9 protein-coding genes are annotated in these 17,812 nt (G+C 48.2%); 1 reads left to right on the plus strand and 8 read right to left on the minus strand.

Features of this window, described 5'->3' with window-relative positions:
* Positions 1-2,568 (minus strand): X2-like carbohydrate binding domain-containing protein (locus AC50YG_RS22780; protein ID WP_494829891.1); only part of this gene is annotated, 2,568 nt, incomplete at its 3' end.
* Between the two features lie 467 nt (positions 2,569-3,035).
* Here AC50YG_RS22780 and AC50YG_RS22785 point away from each other — a divergent pair.
* Entirely contained in the window at positions 3,036-4,766 is a 1,731-nt protein-coding gene (locus AC50YG_RS22785; RefSeq protein WP_494829893.1) for a methyl-accepting chemotaxis protein, read from the plus strand.
* A 346-nt stretch (positions 4,767-5,112) separates the two neighbouring features.
* Here AC50YG_RS22785 and AC50YG_RS22790 read toward each other — a convergent pair whose 3' ends face one another.
* From AC50YG_RS22790 to AC50YG_RS22820, 7 genes are all read right to left on the minus strand, one after another.
* Complete coding sequence (locus AC50YG_RS22790) at positions 5,113-8,856, minus strand: S-layer homology domain-containing protein (RefSeq protein WP_494829895.1); 3,744 nt, start codon at positions 8,854-8,856, stop codon at positions 5,113-5,115.
* Between the two features lie 353 nt (positions 8,857-9,209).
* A complete protein-coding gene (locus AC50YG_RS22795) occupies positions 9,210-11,186 on the minus strand; it encodes an AraC family transcriptional regulator (RefSeq protein ID WP_494829897.1) in 1,977 nt (658 codons plus the stop codon).
* A gap of 179 nt (positions 11,187-11,365) precedes the next feature.
* Complete coding sequence (locus AC50YG_RS22800; protein ID WP_473756195.1) at positions 11,366-12,460, minus strand: Gfo/Idh/MocA family protein; 1,095 nt, start codon at positions 12,458-12,460, stop codon at positions 11,366-11,368.
* A gap of 310 nt (positions 12,461-12,770) precedes the next feature.
* The gene (locus AC50YG_RS22805; RefSeq protein ID WP_494829899.1) at positions 12,771-13,640 is read right to left on the minus strand and encodes a sugar phosphate isomerase/epimerase family protein; all 870 of its coding nucleotides are present in this window, start codon (positions 13,638-13,640) and stop codon (positions 12,771-12,773) included.
* A 24-nt stretch (positions 13,641-13,664) separates the two neighbouring features.
* A complete protein-coding gene (locus AC50YG_RS22810) occupies positions 13,665-15,200 on the minus strand; it encodes an ABC transporter substrate-binding protein (protein ID WP_494829901.1) in 1,536 nt (511 codons plus the stop codon).
* A gap of 75 nt (positions 15,201-15,275) precedes the next feature.
* Entirely contained in the window at positions 15,276-16,169 is an 894-nt protein-coding gene (locus AC50YG_RS22815; protein ID WP_473756198.1) for a carbohydrate ABC transporter permease, read from the minus strand.
* A gap of 12 nt (positions 16,170-16,181) precedes the next feature.
* A complete protein-coding gene (locus tag AC50YG_RS22820) occupies positions 16,182-17,051 on the minus strand; it encodes an ABC transporter permease (protein ID WP_341283075.1) in 870 nt (289 codons plus the stop codon).
* Positions 17,052-17,812: the final 761 nt, after the last annotated feature.

Genomic DNA, 17,812 nt, shown 5'->3' on the forward strand with positions numbered 1-17,812 from the left:
CGCTGTTGTCTGGCTCAATTGGCTGTTTTGCGGCGTTGTGTCACTCACCGTTACTGCCAACGTCTGCGCTGCTCCTGCGCTGAAATTAAACGCGAGGTTCGTTGTGCCTACTGACTGCTGCGCAAGATATGCTTTGTTGATCGTCACAACGTTGCCCGCAACCGTATAATCCGTTCCCGCTGTCAGCGTCGCTCCGCCATTCGTGATGCTGCTCAGCGTATTGCCGTTCAGCGTCAACGTTACAGCTACATCCGCTTGCGCTGATGTTTCTTTATCGAAGCTCGCTGTTGTCTGGCTCAATTGGCTGTTTTGCGGCGTTGTGTCACTCACCGTTACTGCCAACGTCTGCGCTGCTCCTGCGCTGAAATTAAACGCGAGGTTCGTTGTGCCTACAGACTGCTGCGACAAATACCACTTTTTAATCGTTACCGTGTTGCCCGCAACTGTGTAATCGGTTCCCGCTGTCAGCGTCGCTCCGCCATTCGTGATGCTGCTCAGCGTATTACCGTTCAGCGTCAACGTCACGGCTACATCCGCCTGCGCCGATGTTTCTTTATCAAAGCTTGCCGTACTAGGGGTAATTGCCGATGAAGAAACTACCGCTCCCGAGGTCATAACCAGCTTGTTAGGACCTGATATAACAATTTCGTTATTGACGGTCATTAATGCAGACGCTCTCTTGTTAGCATCTAAAGTAGAAGTGGCTTGCCAAGTAGCACCATCATCATTGGAATAAAAAATGTCCTCTGACTCATAACTGCTATCTGTAAAAAGTCCATAAAGCGTATTGCCTTTCTTTCCTATAAATGTCGAACCACCATATACTGAATATCCGCCTGTTAAACCAGGAGAAGACCATGTCACAAGATCCACACTCGTGCGGGTAAACATTTCATAGGTTGATGAATCGTACCCAAGCAAAATATATTTGCTTCCATCATAAATCATATTGGTTACAAAATCGGTTGAATTAGGGTAACTGCTATCGTGATTCGTCCAATTTACCCCATCATTTGAAGTCAGAATTGCTAGCTCAGTCACATTTCCATAATTATCATTAGCATTCCCTAGCGCTACAAATTGATTATTAATATAAGCAACCGAGGCTAAATAGTTCAACGTATTGGTAGGCAAAGTCTGCTCAGTCCAAGTTACACCGTCCACCGATGTCTCGATCACAGCCTTATTGGTATAACCTGTAGCCACAAATATCCCACTGCCGTAAGCAACATCACTAAAAAATTCATTGCCAAGCAAGCTCCCTTGCAGGCTCCAACTTGTACCGTTGCTGGAGGTAGCCAATTTTGTTGCGCCGTGATAAGGTCCGGCAACTGCCACGTACTTGCCATTTCCGTGCGCCACTGATGTAAAAGCATCTGCCTGTCCCGAAATACTTTGCTTCGTCCACGCAGACAAGTCATTCGAAGTCCAAATTGTTCCTTCTTTTCCCAGCTGCCCAACGGCTATATATTTGGTACCGTCATAAATAATTTCATTAAAAATCCCGCCCCATTTATAGCTCCAATTAGAGCCCGTATCTGAGACGCTCATGCCTTCATTTCCAAACAAAAAGTATTTTCCGTTTATATAGGAAGCATTTTGATCAACAAACTCTCGTTCAAAAGGCTGCAGCGTCCAAGTTGTCGCATCTGTTGATGTATAAACAGCGCCATATTTGCTTCCCTCGCTGCCAAACAAATAATAATGTGCTCCATCATAAAAGCCTTTTCTCATTTGGCCGGTTGGATTTGACCCAACTTGTAAAGACGGGGCACCCATTAAGGTAAAAGTGGAGAGATTGGTAGAGGTCCAAATATAGCCGCTAATATCAGCCATAAAATAACGGTCATTCATCCATTCCAGAAAATTGGCTCCATTAGCGGGGAGCGAGGCTGGGGTCACTGGATGAACGGAAGTCCAAGTCGTGCCATTAGTCGTCGAATAAATTTTGCCTTCCTCACTCGATACAGCGAGGCGCGTCCCATTGTTTCCCACTGTTACTTGAGTGATGGATTTGTCTGAAGGTATTCCAGTCGGTACAACCGTTGTCCAAGTGGTGCCATTGGTAGAGGTAATATACTTCCCCATCGAGAGTGCATAAAAGGCTCCTACTCCATTAAATGTGAAATATTCGATATTAGATATCTGGGATGTAATCCCCGAGGTCCGCTGTGTCCAATTCACACCATCTGTGGAGCTTAATATAACCCCTTCAGAACCAGCGGCAACAAAGGTTCCATTGCCAAAAGCAACACCATTAAAGCTAAAACTTGATGGAGCCGATACTCCAGAATAATTAGAATCCGCCTTTGTTTTTACGCTTTCCCAATGATCGGCATCTGTAGATTTAATAATTGCCCCATAAGATCCAACAGCAATGTACAGTCCGTTGCCATAAGCGCCAGCTGCCATGGAATTCGCAGGTAACGTTTCACTGCTCTTTGTCGTAAAGGTGTCCGGTGTAGGAGCTGCATAAATGGAAGGGGTACCAACTTGAAGCATGATGATAAAAGCGAGCATAAAAATTCCTATTCGTGGCCATATCGATGTGTGATGCCTTTTTGTCATAGCTGAGTGCCTCCAGAATTTTATTAAGTTGCTGTCTATGTCTTGCAAGCTCTTTCAAAAACCCAATTCCAATAATATGCAGGCTCGTACATCCCGCCGGATTCACCCTCCTCTATGCTTCATTTATACTCTCTCTGATGACGCCACCCAATAGCTTCTGTACCATAATTAAGTCAGGAAATTTCTAGCTGTGAATAAATTCGACAAATTATAACATATTCCTCCCAAAAAAAGAGGGATTCAGCCCTAAATTTTTATCGAAATGTGTCGAATATTCAATCGAGCATAAACCGCGACTGGCAAGGCTTTATCCAAGAAAATAGCCTAGCATTTTCCCCACCTTTTTTCACCATACAGCTTCGACATAATTATTTTAAAAACACTTTATAAAATCGTTACAGAAAACGTGATTTACACCGATATATACTACATATTAGGTTAACTTTTAGAAAAGAGGGCGGGATTCTATGTTAAAACTATCTTTACGCTGGCGGCTTGCTCTGCTTGCTGCAATTCCGCTTATTGCGTATGTGCTGTCGAGCTTGTATTACCTGAACGGCCAGCAGCAAATTGTGCACACGATGACAGAGGAGATTTATGACACATCCAATCAGGTCAATTCACTGATTTTGAATGCAGACCGCGACATGTATCAAGCTTATCAAGCGTATTTAAAAGTGGAGTCTGGTACGTTAAACGCAGCTGAAACGGATGAAGCGCGTAAAGAGTTGGCAGAAAATATCGCGCAGGTATCCGAACGTGTTGGAAAAGCAAACGTTATTATTGAAGCGCAATCTTTGAAAAAATTGGCATATGGTGAGTCTGGCCGTACGATTGAGGACATTCTGGGCCAATTCCAGCCAAAATTTGAATTGTGGTCCTCTGCTGCCGTACAGGCTGCTGCCGGAGACCAGCACCAGTTCCGCAATGCCGAAATTGACGACGCTTTTAAATCCAGCCGCTCCGGCATTGACGAAATTGGAGAAAGCTTAGACAAGCATGCGGAGCTGACGATTGCGGCCATCAACAAGCAAGTGGATCAAAATCAACTTGTAGCATTCATAACGATTTCTTTAGTTACGCTTCTTCTAGTCATCATTGTTATCATCACCGTCCGTCAAATTATGCGGACAGTCCGCATTATCGTCGCCAAATCCAACCAAGTGGCAGCGGGAGATTTGACGGTGCAGCGCGATGAAAATCCTGGAAAAGACGAGCTTGGCCGGATTTCAGCAGCCGTCGATCATATGATAGATACGATGCGCAAGCTGATTTCCGGCATTTCGGAGTCTTCCGTCGAGGTAAGCGCAGCTTCCTCCCAGCTGACAGCTGCGTCGCAGGAATCGACCGAGGCCGCAGAGCACACCGCGATTCGGATTCAAGAGGTCGCTCAAAGCTCCATGGTTCAGGCTAGAACTGCACAGGAAACATCCCGTGCGATTGAAGAAATGGCGGTTGGCATTCAGCGTATTGCCGAAAATACAACTTCCATTGCCATGCATTCCTCTGAAACGTCAGAGCAAACCGAGCAAAGCCAGCAGGCGCTCGCTGCGCTCATCGCCCAGATGGAGGATGTTCGTTCCGTCATTACGAAGCTGTCGGAAAGCATTCAGTCTCTTGAGCATCGCTCGCAGCAAATCGGCAAAATCGCGCAAAATATTACCGCATTCGCCGGTCAAACGAATATTTTGTCGCTGAACGCCTCAATTGAGGCGGCACGGGCAGGAGAACAAGGCAAAGGCTTCGCCGTAGTTGCGGAGGAAATCCGAAAGCTGGCAGCGGCCTCGCTGGAATCAGCGGAAGGCATCAATACGCTCGTAGCTGGTACACGCAGTGAAATCGCTAGTGCATCCAGCTATATGACGACAACCGTTCAAGAGGTCGAAAATGGCGGCGGCCAGCTGAAAGTGGTGCAGGAGCGGCTTGATGCTATCTCTATCGCTATTGAGCAAATTGCGAATCAGCTCCATGATAATTCGGCCATTGCTGAGCAATTGTCCGCAGGCTCGCAGCAAATTAGTGCTTCGACAGAATCAGCTGCAGCTGGCGCTGCCTCCAATTTGGAGAAAACAGATGACGTGGCGGCGGCAACGGAGGAACAGCTGGCGCAGATGGAGCATATCGCAGCATCGGCACAAGCACTGAATCGCATTGTTAGCGATTTGGAAACCGCTATTTCCAGCTTTAAAGTGAGCTGACGAAAGCATCTGCTAACGGAACAGTTGATAAACAAACAAGCGTAAACGGCTGTCGCCTTCCTCTGGCGGCAAAGCTACCGTTTCGCGTAGAAATAGAGAGAATGGATCAAAACATCATATCCTTTCCTATATTTCAAGCGTAAACGGCTGTCGCCTTCCTCTGGCAGCAAAGCTACCGTTTCGCGTAGAAATAGAGAGAATGGATCAAAACATCATATCCTTTCCTATATTTCAAGCGTAAACGGCTGTCGCCTTCCTCTGGCAGCAAAGCTACCGTTTCGAGGGTAAAATAAAAGAGCAAGGTTTCCAAGGCGATCCCGGGAAACCTTGCTCTTCTCATTTTCTACTACTCTTGCAAAAGCTTGGCGACAATCGTAGCTATTTCAGCACGATTGATCGATTGCTCCGGTTTGATAGAACCATCCTTATAACCGCTGATCAGACCATGCTCTGCCAGAGCTTGAACCGCTTCCGCTGCCCAAGCAGAGATGCTGTCGCCATCCTTAAAGCTGCCTTCGCCACTCGCCGTGCCAGCAGCAAGCTGCCCCTTAATCGCACGGTACAAAATCACAAAAGCTTCCTCGCGAGTAATTTCCTGATTCGGCTTAAAGCTGCCGTCAGCAAATCCGCTCACAATTCCTTCATTGACCAACGCATTTACCGAGCCTGCATACCAAGCTCCTTCCGACACATCGCTAAATTTCGATGAACCGGCAGCCGTGTCCAGTTTCAATAAGCGGAAAATAATCGTCATAAACTCGGCGCGATTCATCTTTTTATCCGGCTGGAACGTGCCATCTGGATATCCTTGCATGATACCCTGAGCCGTCAGCTTGCCAATTGCCGCTCCTGCCCAGTGATTGCTTACATCCGGAAATGCTGGCGGATTCGTTCCTGGATCTGTTCCTGGATTCGTTCCCGGATCCGTACCAGTTCCAGTCCCCGGCGTAGTCCCTGGATTCGACCCATTGCCTGAGCCGCTTCCCGAGCCTGATCCTGGATTGCTGCCGGACCCCGAGCCAGGATTCGTCCCTGGGTTTGTTCCAGGATTCGTGCCTGGGTCCGTACCGCCACCGCTGCTTGCTTTGGCAGGAACGATAACCGACCGTACGATAACAGCACTGGTCTGATCCGATAACCTTGTCACTTCCAGCTCCAATTGAACGGTTGTTGCTTGCTCTGGCGGCGTAATTGTACCATCGGTGCCAATTACTGCACTGTTGGAGGATTTGATCGCCACTGTGAAGCCTTCTGGGGCTTCCGGAAGCGCAAGTTGTACCGCCCCTTGTGCTGGTGCTGCTATTTCGCCTAGACGATTTGCCGCCTGAACGGCTGTCTGCTCCTTAGCGACGATCATAATCCAGCTGATTTGCGGATCGGGAGCGCCATTAACCGCCCGGCGAACCGTCAGCGCAAGCTTCCCATCAGATACATTCACGTCTTCGTAGCCCAGCACATCTCGCGAAGCGCTGAATGTATAGCTGCTCGTTTTAATTTCATCATTGATAACGATATGAGCTTTCCGAGTACCAGGGTTATATTGCGACCATGGATCGAACAGGCCTACATATACATCGTATTCGCCATTTGCGATATCAAAACGGTAAGGCAAATCATCGCCAGTACCAGACTTTAAATAACGCAGTGAGGCGAACAGATCGCCACTAGCCGTACCCGAGGTCAAGGTATTGTCACCAACATAACCCCAATTTTGACCATTATCCGGGTCATATTTCTGGTCGATCGCATCTTTATTAATAAGCGTATCATCCATGTAGGCAATCATGTCGTTATAATCGGCTGTTGCCGCTCCTCCAGCATGAACAAAATAAGCGCTGCGATCCGGCACCACATAAATTTGCTGTTCAATCGTTTTGCTGCTCGCCCCGCTAAGCGTACCCTTCAGCGTAACAATTCCAGGCTTAGCAAACAGCTCCGGCGTTGCATTCCAAGCAATTGCAGCCGTCGTTTGCGAACCACCAGACAATGTAATTTGCACCGTATCTGGCAACACAGGCACTTTGCCAATCGAGGTTTGCGAAGGCAAAGGCGTATTAATCGTAATACGTCCCATAGCGTTCAGCTCATCCAGCGTCCATTCATCGCGCCAGCGCAGCGCGATTTCATCATTTTGGCCAAATTCGATCGGCAGCCAAATGTAACGCGAATTTTTCAAATCATTTTTGTCCCAGCGATCGCCCATATACAGGAATTTACCCGCTGCTGGATCAATCGGAAGAACATGCGTGCTTTGCGAGCCAAACGTCGTACCGCTGCCTGGCGCTACATCGCGCATCGGCTTCCACTCACCGAAAATATCATCGGCAACCGTGTATTTCCCAAGGTTCGGGTCCCATCCGGTGGCGCCTGATGTGATCATATAATATTTGCCCTGATATTTGAACAAGGCAGGGGCTTCCCGCTGTCCTCCCGGAAATACCCGAACGTAATCGACACCATATTCGGCTTTGTATACGGTATCGCGCTCGACATTGCCATCTTTATGCCAGCCGACAATATCGGTATATTCCTCGTTAAGCTTGGAAATGTACATCGTCATATTTTCCTCGCTGGAATAGACGAGGTAAGCTGTACCGTCATCATCCTTGAAAAGCGTCATGTCCCGCGCCATTCCCGGCTGGTTAGGCTGCCCATTGTAGGTGGCATCCGCAGGAGCACGGTCCATCCGGTGGCTTTCGCCGTAGACGAAGGGTCCTGTTGGCGAATCGCTCAGCGCATAGCCAGCCTCCGCCTTCGCATAGTTGGCTGTCGACGTTTCCGACGGGCCATCCGTATGCATCCACATCACGTATTTTCCGGTTGCATCATTGTAAATAACCTTTGGACGCTCAATAATGCGATCCGTCCCAATATCGTTCAAAATGCTGGCTTGATCCGTTCTGCCTGCATACAGCTGAGAGATGAGCGGATCATTCGTAAAATCATCCATCGACCCAATCGCAGTCAACGCCAGACCATGATCCTCCCAATTGTATAAGTCGGTTGAGGAGTATACCCGAACGCCGCGGGCTGGCAAATAGCCATTGGTCTTATCCTCGCCATACCAATAATATTTTTGCGTATGCTCATCGTAGATGATGCCGCCGCCATGAGCCTGAATAAGCGCACCGCTCGTATCATTCCAAACCGTGCCCGGCTTAAACGACGTATTCGGCACATCCAGCGAAAGCTGGGCAAGCGCGGTATTCAATGAAGCGATAGCCGAGCGAATCTGCTCCTGCACCGCAGGGTCTTGAATGTCTGTGCCATTTGCAGACAGTGCATCGAATGTACTAGCAGCTGTGGCAATTGCATCATTCAGCACCTGTACGCTGTAGCGTGTGTACTTCACATCAGTTGCCTCGCTTCTTGCCTCATCCAGCTTATCTCCCAAGTCGGACAAAGGAACCGTGACATTCAGACGAACAATAATATAGCTAAGCATTGGATCATTATAATTGCTTAATGCTGCAGTAGCTGGCCCTTGAACGCGAACCTGCATTTCATTTCCTGTCAGCCTTAAATTGCGGTAAGTTACCTCCTTTACGGCATCATATTCTCCAATAGCAGTTTCACCGAAGAGATTCGTCCCGTTCACAACCATATTGACGCTGCGGCCGCTCCATGGATTTTTGAACCCAAACGTAATATCATAGCTGTCTTCCGGCAGCTCAAATTTGTATTCAATCGCCTTATCCCTTACTTGCGAGCCGTTATAATAACGCAGCGTACCCAGCTTCGTTGAAGCATCGCCTGTTCTTGCAGCTGATGTAGTCGTTACTAACCCCCATTTTTTTCCGGTTACAGCATCCGCCCCATAGACCTGCTCGGTTACGGAGGAATACAGTCCAAACTTATCCGTGCCTTCTACTGTAGATGGCGTTGCATCCCCTGCATTCACAAAATAAAGAATATAGTCGTTATCCTTCAATTCCTGCTCGGTAAAATCATCACGTACCGCTGCGCTCACATTAGAAGAATTGTCCCCGTTTTGCAGCCCCTCTGCCGCATAGGCAGGAAAAGCAGATACAAGCATGGACAGCACCAATAGACAGGAGCATGCGGCCGAAAGCCATTTTCGCTTATTCAATACGATGAATCCCCTCTCTGTATATAGATCACCCCAAGCATGTATGCGTTTGCAAAAAAAATGCTGGAGCGTCACAATGAATTGTAACCAACCACTGGCTATCGTTCAATTGAACAATTCGGAGCAGGCTGAACCGCTGCTGTTCCCACAAATTGTTCACCCAGGTTTCATTTGTTCACACTGCGCCATTTACTTGATAGGACTGCACAAATACTAGATCCCTTCTATTTATAAATGAAAAAGAGAATGCCCGTTCACAGCCGCTAATTGCACATGTGAACGGGCATTCCCTCATCAAAAAGCCAGCTGTTGTAGAGCAGCTGGCTAGCTTTGGTATAAAGATAAAACAGGTGCTATGCCTTTGGTGCACCCTCCAGCAGCTTCTCCACGATAAAATCAAGCTGCTTGTCCAGCGAATAAATATCGCTGTAATACGCAAGTCCAAATTCGATTTCGACCAAGCGGCCTTCTTTTACAGCCGGGATGCTGTTCCAAATCGAGTTGTCGGATAAATCATCCATACCCGTCCATGAGGAGCGGAAAATATAATCGCCCATATATTCCGGCAGAACCTCCAGCGATACGTTTTCGCCATCGCCAACTGTTGCGACATCGATTTTATCCTGAATCACCTTCGGAGCCTTCATTCCCAGGTATTCATAAATAATTTGCGACCCGCGGCCATACTGCTTGCTGGCGATGACCGACATTTGCTTTTTGCCGCCTTCAATAATAGAAACCGTTTTGTCATAAACGCCTGCTGCTTTCAGCTTCTCCTTGCTATCTTCCACTTTCTTGTTGAAGTTTTCCATCAGCGTATTTACTTCCTGCTCCTTGCCGAACACCTTGCCCAGCATTTTCATTCGCTCATCCGTCGTCATTTTGTCAAACGGAATGTAAACCGTTGGAGCAATATCACGCAGCTTGTTATACGTATCCTCAGAAGGGGCAATAATCAAGTCTGGATCAAGAGCTAGTACCGCCTCCTGATTCGGCTCAAACCATTCGCCGAGCGTTGCAATACCCGTAAGCTCCTGCTCAAACGCTGCTCCCTCGTACACATCGGAAATACCGACCGGCTTCACGCCCATCGCCACCACATCGCCCAGCATATATAGCGCAACGACGCGCTTCGGCTCGGCAGGCACTTCCACATCGCCTTTCTCTGTGCTGATGATGCGAGTTGCTGCTTCAGTTGGCGATGCTTGGCCGCTGTCATTTTGCGCGGGCGACGCTGATTCCGTGGCAGTGCTTGGGGAAGCAGAAGCTCCGGTGTTCGTGCTCGTATTCGCAGTACCTGATGAGCAGGCACCTAGCAATAGCGTTAACGTAAGCAACAAGCTAATAGCGAGACCAGATGTTGTATTTCTTTTCATTCGTACAGACCCTCCACGTTTATATTGATAATGATTATCATAATTACCAATATAACGCCGCAGCTTGCCCGTTCCAATGGATATTTCAGATAAGATGAATGGACGATCTTCTGAAAGCCGCTTCTGGCGTTCCCGCTCTTGGAAACGAACGGGGGATAAGCCGGTATGTTTTTTGAAAATCCGGCTGAAATAATACACATCCGCATAGCCAACCTCAAGCGCGATTTCATTCAGTGCCGCATCCGTGCCAATGAGCAGCTCGGCCGCACGCTTCACCCGAATTTGAATCAAGTAATGGATCGGACTTGCTCCCGTATGCTCTTTAAAGCGCATCGACAGATGCCGGGGACTGTAATTCAGCTTTTCCCCCAGCGACTCCAGCGTAATAGCCTCCTGAAAATGATCCTCTATATAGCGGATGGCCTGCGTAACGAGGTCCGGCTTGCTTACTTTAATGCCCTGTGTCTTCATTTGCCGAAGCAGCTCATGGATAAATTGATAAAACAACCCCTTGATTTGGATGCGATCCAGATCATCTGCGTTTTGCCATGCTTTGCGAATATGGTCCAGTGGACGAAGCAATGGCAGCGGCTCCTGCGGCTGAAAACCATATTGCAGCGCAAAGGGCTGATGCCGCTCCATGAGCCGAGCCAGCTCTTTATTGCCCGGCAAAGCATACACCGCCCGGTACAAAAGCAAATAATATTCGAACTCTTCCTCCGCCCACACGTCCAGCCGCATGCCCTTGCCGCCATGCAGGACATGAAACCGCTGAGCCTCATGCTCGTCGCCGTCCAGCTTCAAATAGCCAGCACCACGCACACTGTAAATGAAGCCGCTTGATGGCAGCAAATAATCCTCCAGCAGCTCGCCTGGCTGCATGACGACATGGCGAATATCCCATATTTTAATAGCCGTCTGGTTCCATAATTTTATATGTTCATCCAGCTTCAATTCCTCAACCTCCCCACTCCCTGCCTTAAATGAACCGATCCAGCTATCCCTTAGTTCCTTCATTATAATTGATAAATCTTCTCATTTACAATGAAAATAACGCCAGGCTCTATTAAAATGCAAAAAAAGCCCGCAGCTTCGGCTGGGCCGAATATCGCTGCGAGCTTCTTTGTATGCTTTTACAAATAAATCTCCTTGCCGGTCGCTGCCGATTCATAGATGGCTTCCAAAATTTGCGTCACTACGAAAGCCTGTTCCGGCTTAACGAGCGGCTCCGTATCATGGATAACCGCCTCGAGCCATTGCCGGGCTTCCTTCGTGCCCGGATCATTCGAGCCGGGGCCAAAATACGCGATGCCGGGACCGGCTGCCGCCTTCGTTTCCATCAGCTTGCCGAATTGGACATTGTTGAAGATCAGTTCTCCAGCATAATCTGCGCCCTGCTTCATCTCTGCGCCGCCGTTTGTGCCATAGAGTGATGCCTTCGCTTCCTTCACATCCGTCGTATTCAATGCCCAGGAGCTTTCAAGGAAAATCGTTGCGCCATTTTCCATCTTAATGAGGCCGAATGCGGAATCCTCAACTTCCAGCTCCTCCGGCTTCCACGGACCGAACATATTGCCCTCCGGCTTATCCCGCAGCTTGTAGAACACCGAGCCGCTAACGGACTTCGGTTTGTAATTGTCCATAAACCATAATGCCAAATCAAGCGCATGCGTGCCAATATCAATCAGGCAGCCGCCACCTTGCTGCTCCTTGTCGGCAAATACGCCCCATGTCGGAAGCGCCCGCCTGCGGATCGCATGGGCTTTCGCCATATACACCTCGCCGAGCGCTCCTTCCCGGCAAGCTTGATGCAGCGTTTGGGAATCGTCATTCCAACGGTTTTGGTAGCCGATTGTCAGCTTTTTGCCTGTCCGCTCTGCAGCATCCAGCATTTTACGCGCTTCTGCCGAGTTAATCGCCATCGGCTTCTCGCACATCACATGCTTGCCCGCCTCCAGCGCATCTACGGTAATAAATGAATGCTGCAGGTTTGGCGTCAGCACATGAATAATATCAATAGAGCTATCTTCTAACATCTGCTTATAGTCGGTATACGTCTTGGCATCCTCTGTACCGAACTGCTGCGCCGCTTTCTCTGCCTGCTCCGGGATGATATCGCAGAACGCAACCATATCAACCAAATCGCTATTATTTTTAAGTGACGGCATATGCTTCTGAAAGGCGATGCCTCCACAGCCTATAATGCCTGCTTTCAATTTCCCCATCATTTGCAGCCTCCTAAGGTGAAACGGCTGTCGCCGTCTTTTGGCGGCAAAGCAACCGTTTCGCGATGAAATATAAACATAGTTATAGATGTGAGCATATAAATTCTTATATTTCAAGCGTAAACGGCTGTCGCCGTCCCTTGGCGGCAAAGCAACCGTTTCGCGATGAAATATAAGCATAGTTATAGATATAAGCATATAAATTCTTATATTTTAAGCGTAAACGGCTGTCGCCGTCCCTTGGCGGCAAAGCAACCGTTTCGCGATGAAATATAAGCATAGTTATAGATATAAGCATATAAATTCTTATATTTTAAATGAATGTGCGCAAATACGCCAGATCGTTGCGGACGCTGGCAAGCTTATCCGCTGATTTTCCTTCATTTTCAACCAACGCATATTTCACATGTCCGAGTTCCTTGATCTTTCCATACACATGGGTAAAATCGAAGGCGCCTGTACCGAGATCAACAAAGTCCGAAGGCACGATATATTTGCGGTATACATCCATCAGCCCAAGTCCTTCATCGCCGTTCGCACGCATGGATTCGAATAAATTAAGCGGGCCAGACAGCTGCTTGCTGTAATCCTTCTGATGAATCATATCGCAGCGGTCTCCTACACGCTCCATTACCGCAATCGGATCAACCCCAGCCCGCATCACCCACACGAGATCCAGCTCAAATTTTAAATGCTTGGGATCGGTATGGGCGGCGAGGATATCAAACAATGTTGTATCGCCATCCGACTTGAATTCATGAGCATGATTATGGAGATAAAGCTGGAAGCCGCGCTGCGCAAGCTTGCCGCCAAGCTGCTCCAACTGCTCGGCGAGACGCAGCGTGCTGTCACGGTCATCCATCCAGACGGATGGGAGCACCAGTGACGTACAGCCGAGCTGCTCGTAATAATCCATCAGCTCATCCCAGCGGTGGGCCAGCAAATCCTCGCCCGGCATCGGCCCTTCATGGGCTGCGATAGCCTTAAGGCCGGAAGCCGCCAGCTCGGCGGCAACCTCCTTGGCTGGAAACTCATCGCTGAACCGCGACATTTTCACCATATTGAAGCCTAGCATTTCTAGATGGGTATAGCCTGCTTCCGCAAGCTGACGCAAAGTGCCGTAATAATCTTGAGCTAGCTGCTCATGGACGGAATAAATGTTAATGCCTGCTTGAATGCTCATGCCGGACCATCACTCCTTCGAATATTATTTGTTGGCTGCTGCCCACTCATCAAGCTGCTTTTGTTTTTCGGCAACGATTTTCTCCATGCCGGCCGATTTCAGCTTCGCAATATATTCCGGCAAATATTTATCCGGGTCAAGCGTACCATTTTCCAAACCAATCTTGAATTGCTCCTTCACGTTCTGTACAGCCGCCACTTCTGTTTTGACAGGGTCCGCTGTAAAGCTGAAGCCAAGCGCTTTCGATTTCACTGCTGATTTGTTGAACTCATCAAGCTTCGTCCATAGATCCGCGTTATCCCCTTCCCAAATATGGGAGAGCAATTGATTGCCCCACATCCAGCCATGCGTCGGATTGTAAGTCGAGCTGGAGGAATCTACGCCAGCCGGGAAGCCAACGATATTGCCATCCTTCACTTCATAGTGCTTGCCTTTAATCCCATAGTCGATCAGGTTAACGAGGTCCGCATCCGAATAAAGCAGGTTCAGGAACATCATTGCGCGCTCAGGGTCCTCTGAGTTTCTAGCAATGCCGAACATAATGTTAGCGATCGAAGAAGTCGTCGAAATCGCTGGGGAAATACGTGCTGCTACGAGCGGCGTACCTGTAAGCAGGGACTCCTTGCTTTCATAGCCAGGCTTCATATGCGCCATAAAAGCAAACGCTTTGTTAGCTTTGATCAACTGCTCGGAAGTCGTTTGGTTCGTCGAAACATCTTTAGGGATAAAGCCTGCGTTGTACCATTCTCTTGCTTTTTTCACCAAGCTCGCATATTCAGGCGTCTCATACCAGTTCACTACTTTCAGCTCGCCATCAAAGCCAACGAGTACACCGTTCTCGTCGCCAAGCGGGTCGATGACGCTGCCCACCATGGATTGGATAACCGAGAAGCTTGGGCCTTCTGGGAGAACGGCCGCCATGCCCGGCTCATTATCTTTAATCGTTTGGAAAACAGCCGTCAAGTCATCCAGCGTCTTGATCGCACTGACATCAATTTTGTGTTTGTCTACAATATCTTGGCGCATAACGAGGCCATAATCTGCTGCCCAGTCACGTACGCTTGGAAGAGCGTAAATTTTGCCGTTCGAGGAGCCGGCTTTAATGACATCTTCGCCCACAACCTTCTGAATATCTTGTCCGTATTTCGCTAGAAGATCATCCATCTCTACCAATTGGCCCTTAGCAGCCTGTGTGCCAAAGTTAAGCCCTGTGCCGGTTACGAGAATATCCAGCGGCTCATTGCCAGCAAGCATTAGGTTCATCTGCTGCTGCCATGCTCCGATATCGATAGGAAGGAATTTAACCGTTGCATTGATTTTAGCTTGTGTAATTTTATTGACCTCAGCTTGAACTTCAGCCAAATCCTTCGTATTGCCGATGCTTAAGAAAGCCACCGTCATTTCATAAGGCTTGAGTTCAGACGCTCCGCCTGTTTCTCCGCCTGCAGCATTCGTTGCTCCGGCATTCGATGTTGAACCGCCGCTGTTGCCACCACATGCTGCAAGCACCAGCATAACGCTCAGCAGCATAGCCACTATTCCATTTGTCCGTTTTCTCATCTCTGCAACCTCCCTGTATGTTCAAGCTTGTATGCTAACCGGCCAAAAGCCGTGTGTAGCCGAACGTTAATCTCATTAACCTTTAACCGCACCAATGACAAGCCCTTTGACGAAATATTTTTGGAAAAAAGGGTATGCGCATAGCAGCGGCACTACACCGATAACCGCCATTGCCATCCTTACCGTTTCCAGCGGAATTTGCGCATTGGCTACTTCCCCCGCATTCAGCGTCGAGGCATTGTTTTGGATAAACTGGGCGTTGAGCAAAATCCGGTTCAACAGGTTCTGCAAGCTGAACAGCTTGCTGTCGGTAATATAAATGAGCCCGTTAAACCAGTCATTCCAGTAGCCAATCGTCTGCATGAGGCCAATCGTTGCCAGAATCGGCAGCGACAGTGGCAAAATCATCTTGAAGAAAATTCTGAATTCTCCAGCGCCGTCAATGGAAGCGGATTCAATAATCGCATGCGGAATCGAATTTTGGAAGAACGTCCGCATAATGAGGACGAAGAAGCCATTCGTCAGCAAGCCTGGAATAATAAGCGCCAGCAGGGAGTTTTTCATATCAAATACTTGGGTGTAAATGATATAGGTCGGTACGAGTCCACCGTTGAACAGCATCGTGAAAAAGACGTAAAAGGCGAGCTGCTTTTTCATTGGCATATCGCTGCGCGACATCGGATAAGAGAGCAGCGCCGATATGGACAATCCGACGAAGGTTCCGATTAATGTCACGAATATGGTAATGCCATAGGAGCGGGTAATATTTTCAGCATCACTCCACAAAAACTTGTAAGCATCAAGGCTCCATTCGCTCGGAACTAAGGAGTACCCTTCCTTGACAATGGACGCTTCACTCGTGAAGGAAGTCGTCAGCAGCAGCACGAATGGCATGAGGCACATGAGCACAACGGCGATAAAGAAAACATGAATCGCAACTTGAAAAATTTTATCCTTCGTATTTACCATGACTATAACCTCCTAGAACAGCGCATTGTCGCGGTTTCGTTTACTTACAATGTAGTTGGACAGCAGCACAAGCACAAAGCCGACAACGGATTGGTACAAGCCGGCAGCGGAGGACATTCCGATATCGCCGAGATTGATGAGTGCCCGATATACATAAGTGTCCACTACGTTCGTCGTTGAGAGCAGCTCGCCCGTATTCAGCGGTACTTGATAGAATAAACCAAAATCCGAGTAGAAAATACGGCCAATTTGCAGCAGCGTCATAATGGTAATAACCGGCGCGATAAGCGGGATCGTAATTTGCGTAATTTGACGCCATTTTCCTGCTCCGTCAATCGTGGCCGCTTCGTAATATTCCGGATCAATGCCGATAATCGCTGCAAGATAAATGATACAGAGATAGCCGACATTTTTCCAAACGTTAACGATAACTAAGATGAAGGGCCAATATTTAGGCTCGCTGTACCAAGAAATCGGATCGATTCCGAAGAGCGGAAGGATCTGTTTGTTTATGAATCCGGTTTCACCACTCAACATGGCAAGCACCAAATAACCAACGATAACCATGGAGATCAAATAAGGAATGAGTACGATGCTTTGATAAAAACGGGCGGCCACTTTTTTCTTTACTTCATTGAGCAAGATGGCGATGCCCACTGCTATAATCAGGTTTAATATGATAAAAGATATGTTGTAGAGCAGCGTATTGCGAGTAATGATCCAAGCATCTTCGGTTTTGAATAAGTATTCAAAGTTTTTAAAGCCGATCCAATCGCTGGCTAGAATGCCTTTTGCAAAGTTAACATCCTTGAAGGCGATAATCAGACCCAGCATCGGCAAATAGTTGTTGATGAACAAATAGATGACTCCGGGAATAATCATAATGAATAATGGTGCGTAACGCTTCAGCCTTTTCAATACGGGATTTTGTGCCCGTCTTACTTCCGTCTGCTGCTCCGCTGGTTTTGATGTAGCTGTGCTTGCCGTCGTCGCCATCGCGGTTCCCCCTTCACTTCTTCTACCTCTATCTTAGTTTTTCGCGGGCAAGCACACTACGACTAAACCGACTTCTTCGTTGTCATCTTCCGACATCTTGAGGAAGGCGACCAAGGTGAAACGGCTGTCGCCTTCCTTTGGCGGCGCGACGCGTTTCAGTCCGAGAAATATAGAGAAGGGATCGCCTTAGAACATCCTTTCCTATATTTGAAAAAAGACATGTCTCTTTATCAAATAGCTAAAAAGCCTGCCCCGTACGATTGCGCGTACAGAGCAGGCTTCTACTAGGTCACTATATAGTCTTATAATAAGGTTGCTAGGGTGTGTATGCAAACTGGAGTAGCCCTGCCACTCCTTGCCCAGAACTTTATCATGGCTGGAGAATCGATGCCAATCTTATCTGACGATTCAAGGCATGAGAACCGAAGCCGCCGATTGTTGCTAAGCCTCCAGTGGCTAAGCCGCATTGCCGAGATCGTGCATTTCCGGACGCTTACTCTTTTTTTGACGGACTGAGATTCCGCTATTCTGGCTTTTGATGCGGTTTCTGCTCGTAGGCGGACAGGAAATCCGTTATGGCCCTGCATATTCCGTCAAAATGGCTATTTGCAGCGCATTAGCGGCTCCTGAGTCCACCACCTGTGCCT

The sequence above is a fragment of the Paenibacillus sp. J31R34 genome, from assembly GCF_059383715.1.

Excerpts from the sequence above, each read along its gene's own strand:
- AC50YG_RS22785 (WP_494829893.1), top strand. The coding sequence starts at position 3,036 with ATGTTAAAACTATCTTTACGCTGGCGGCTTGCTCTGCTTGCTGCAATT.
- AC50YG_RS22800 (WP_473756195.1), bottom strand. The coding sequence starts at position 12,460 with ATGATGGGGAAATTGAAAGCAGGCATTATAGGCTGTGGAGGCATCGCC.
- AC50YG_RS22805 (WP_494829899.1), bottom strand. The coding sequence starts at position 13,640 with ATGAGCATTCAAGCAGGCATTAACATTTATTCCGTCCATGAGCAGCTA.
- AC50YG_RS22810 (WP_494829901.1), bottom strand. The coding sequence starts at position 15,200 with ATGAGAAAACGGACAAATGGAATAGTGGCTATGCTGCTGAGCGTTATG.
- AC50YG_RS22815 (WP_473756198.1), bottom strand. The coding sequence starts at position 16,169 with ATGGTAAATACGAAGGATAAAATTTTTCAAGTTGCGATTCATGTTTTC.
- AC50YG_RS22820 (WP_341283075.1), bottom strand. The coding sequence starts at position 17,051 with ATGATTATTCCCGGAGTCATCTATTTGTTCATCAACAACTATTTGCCG.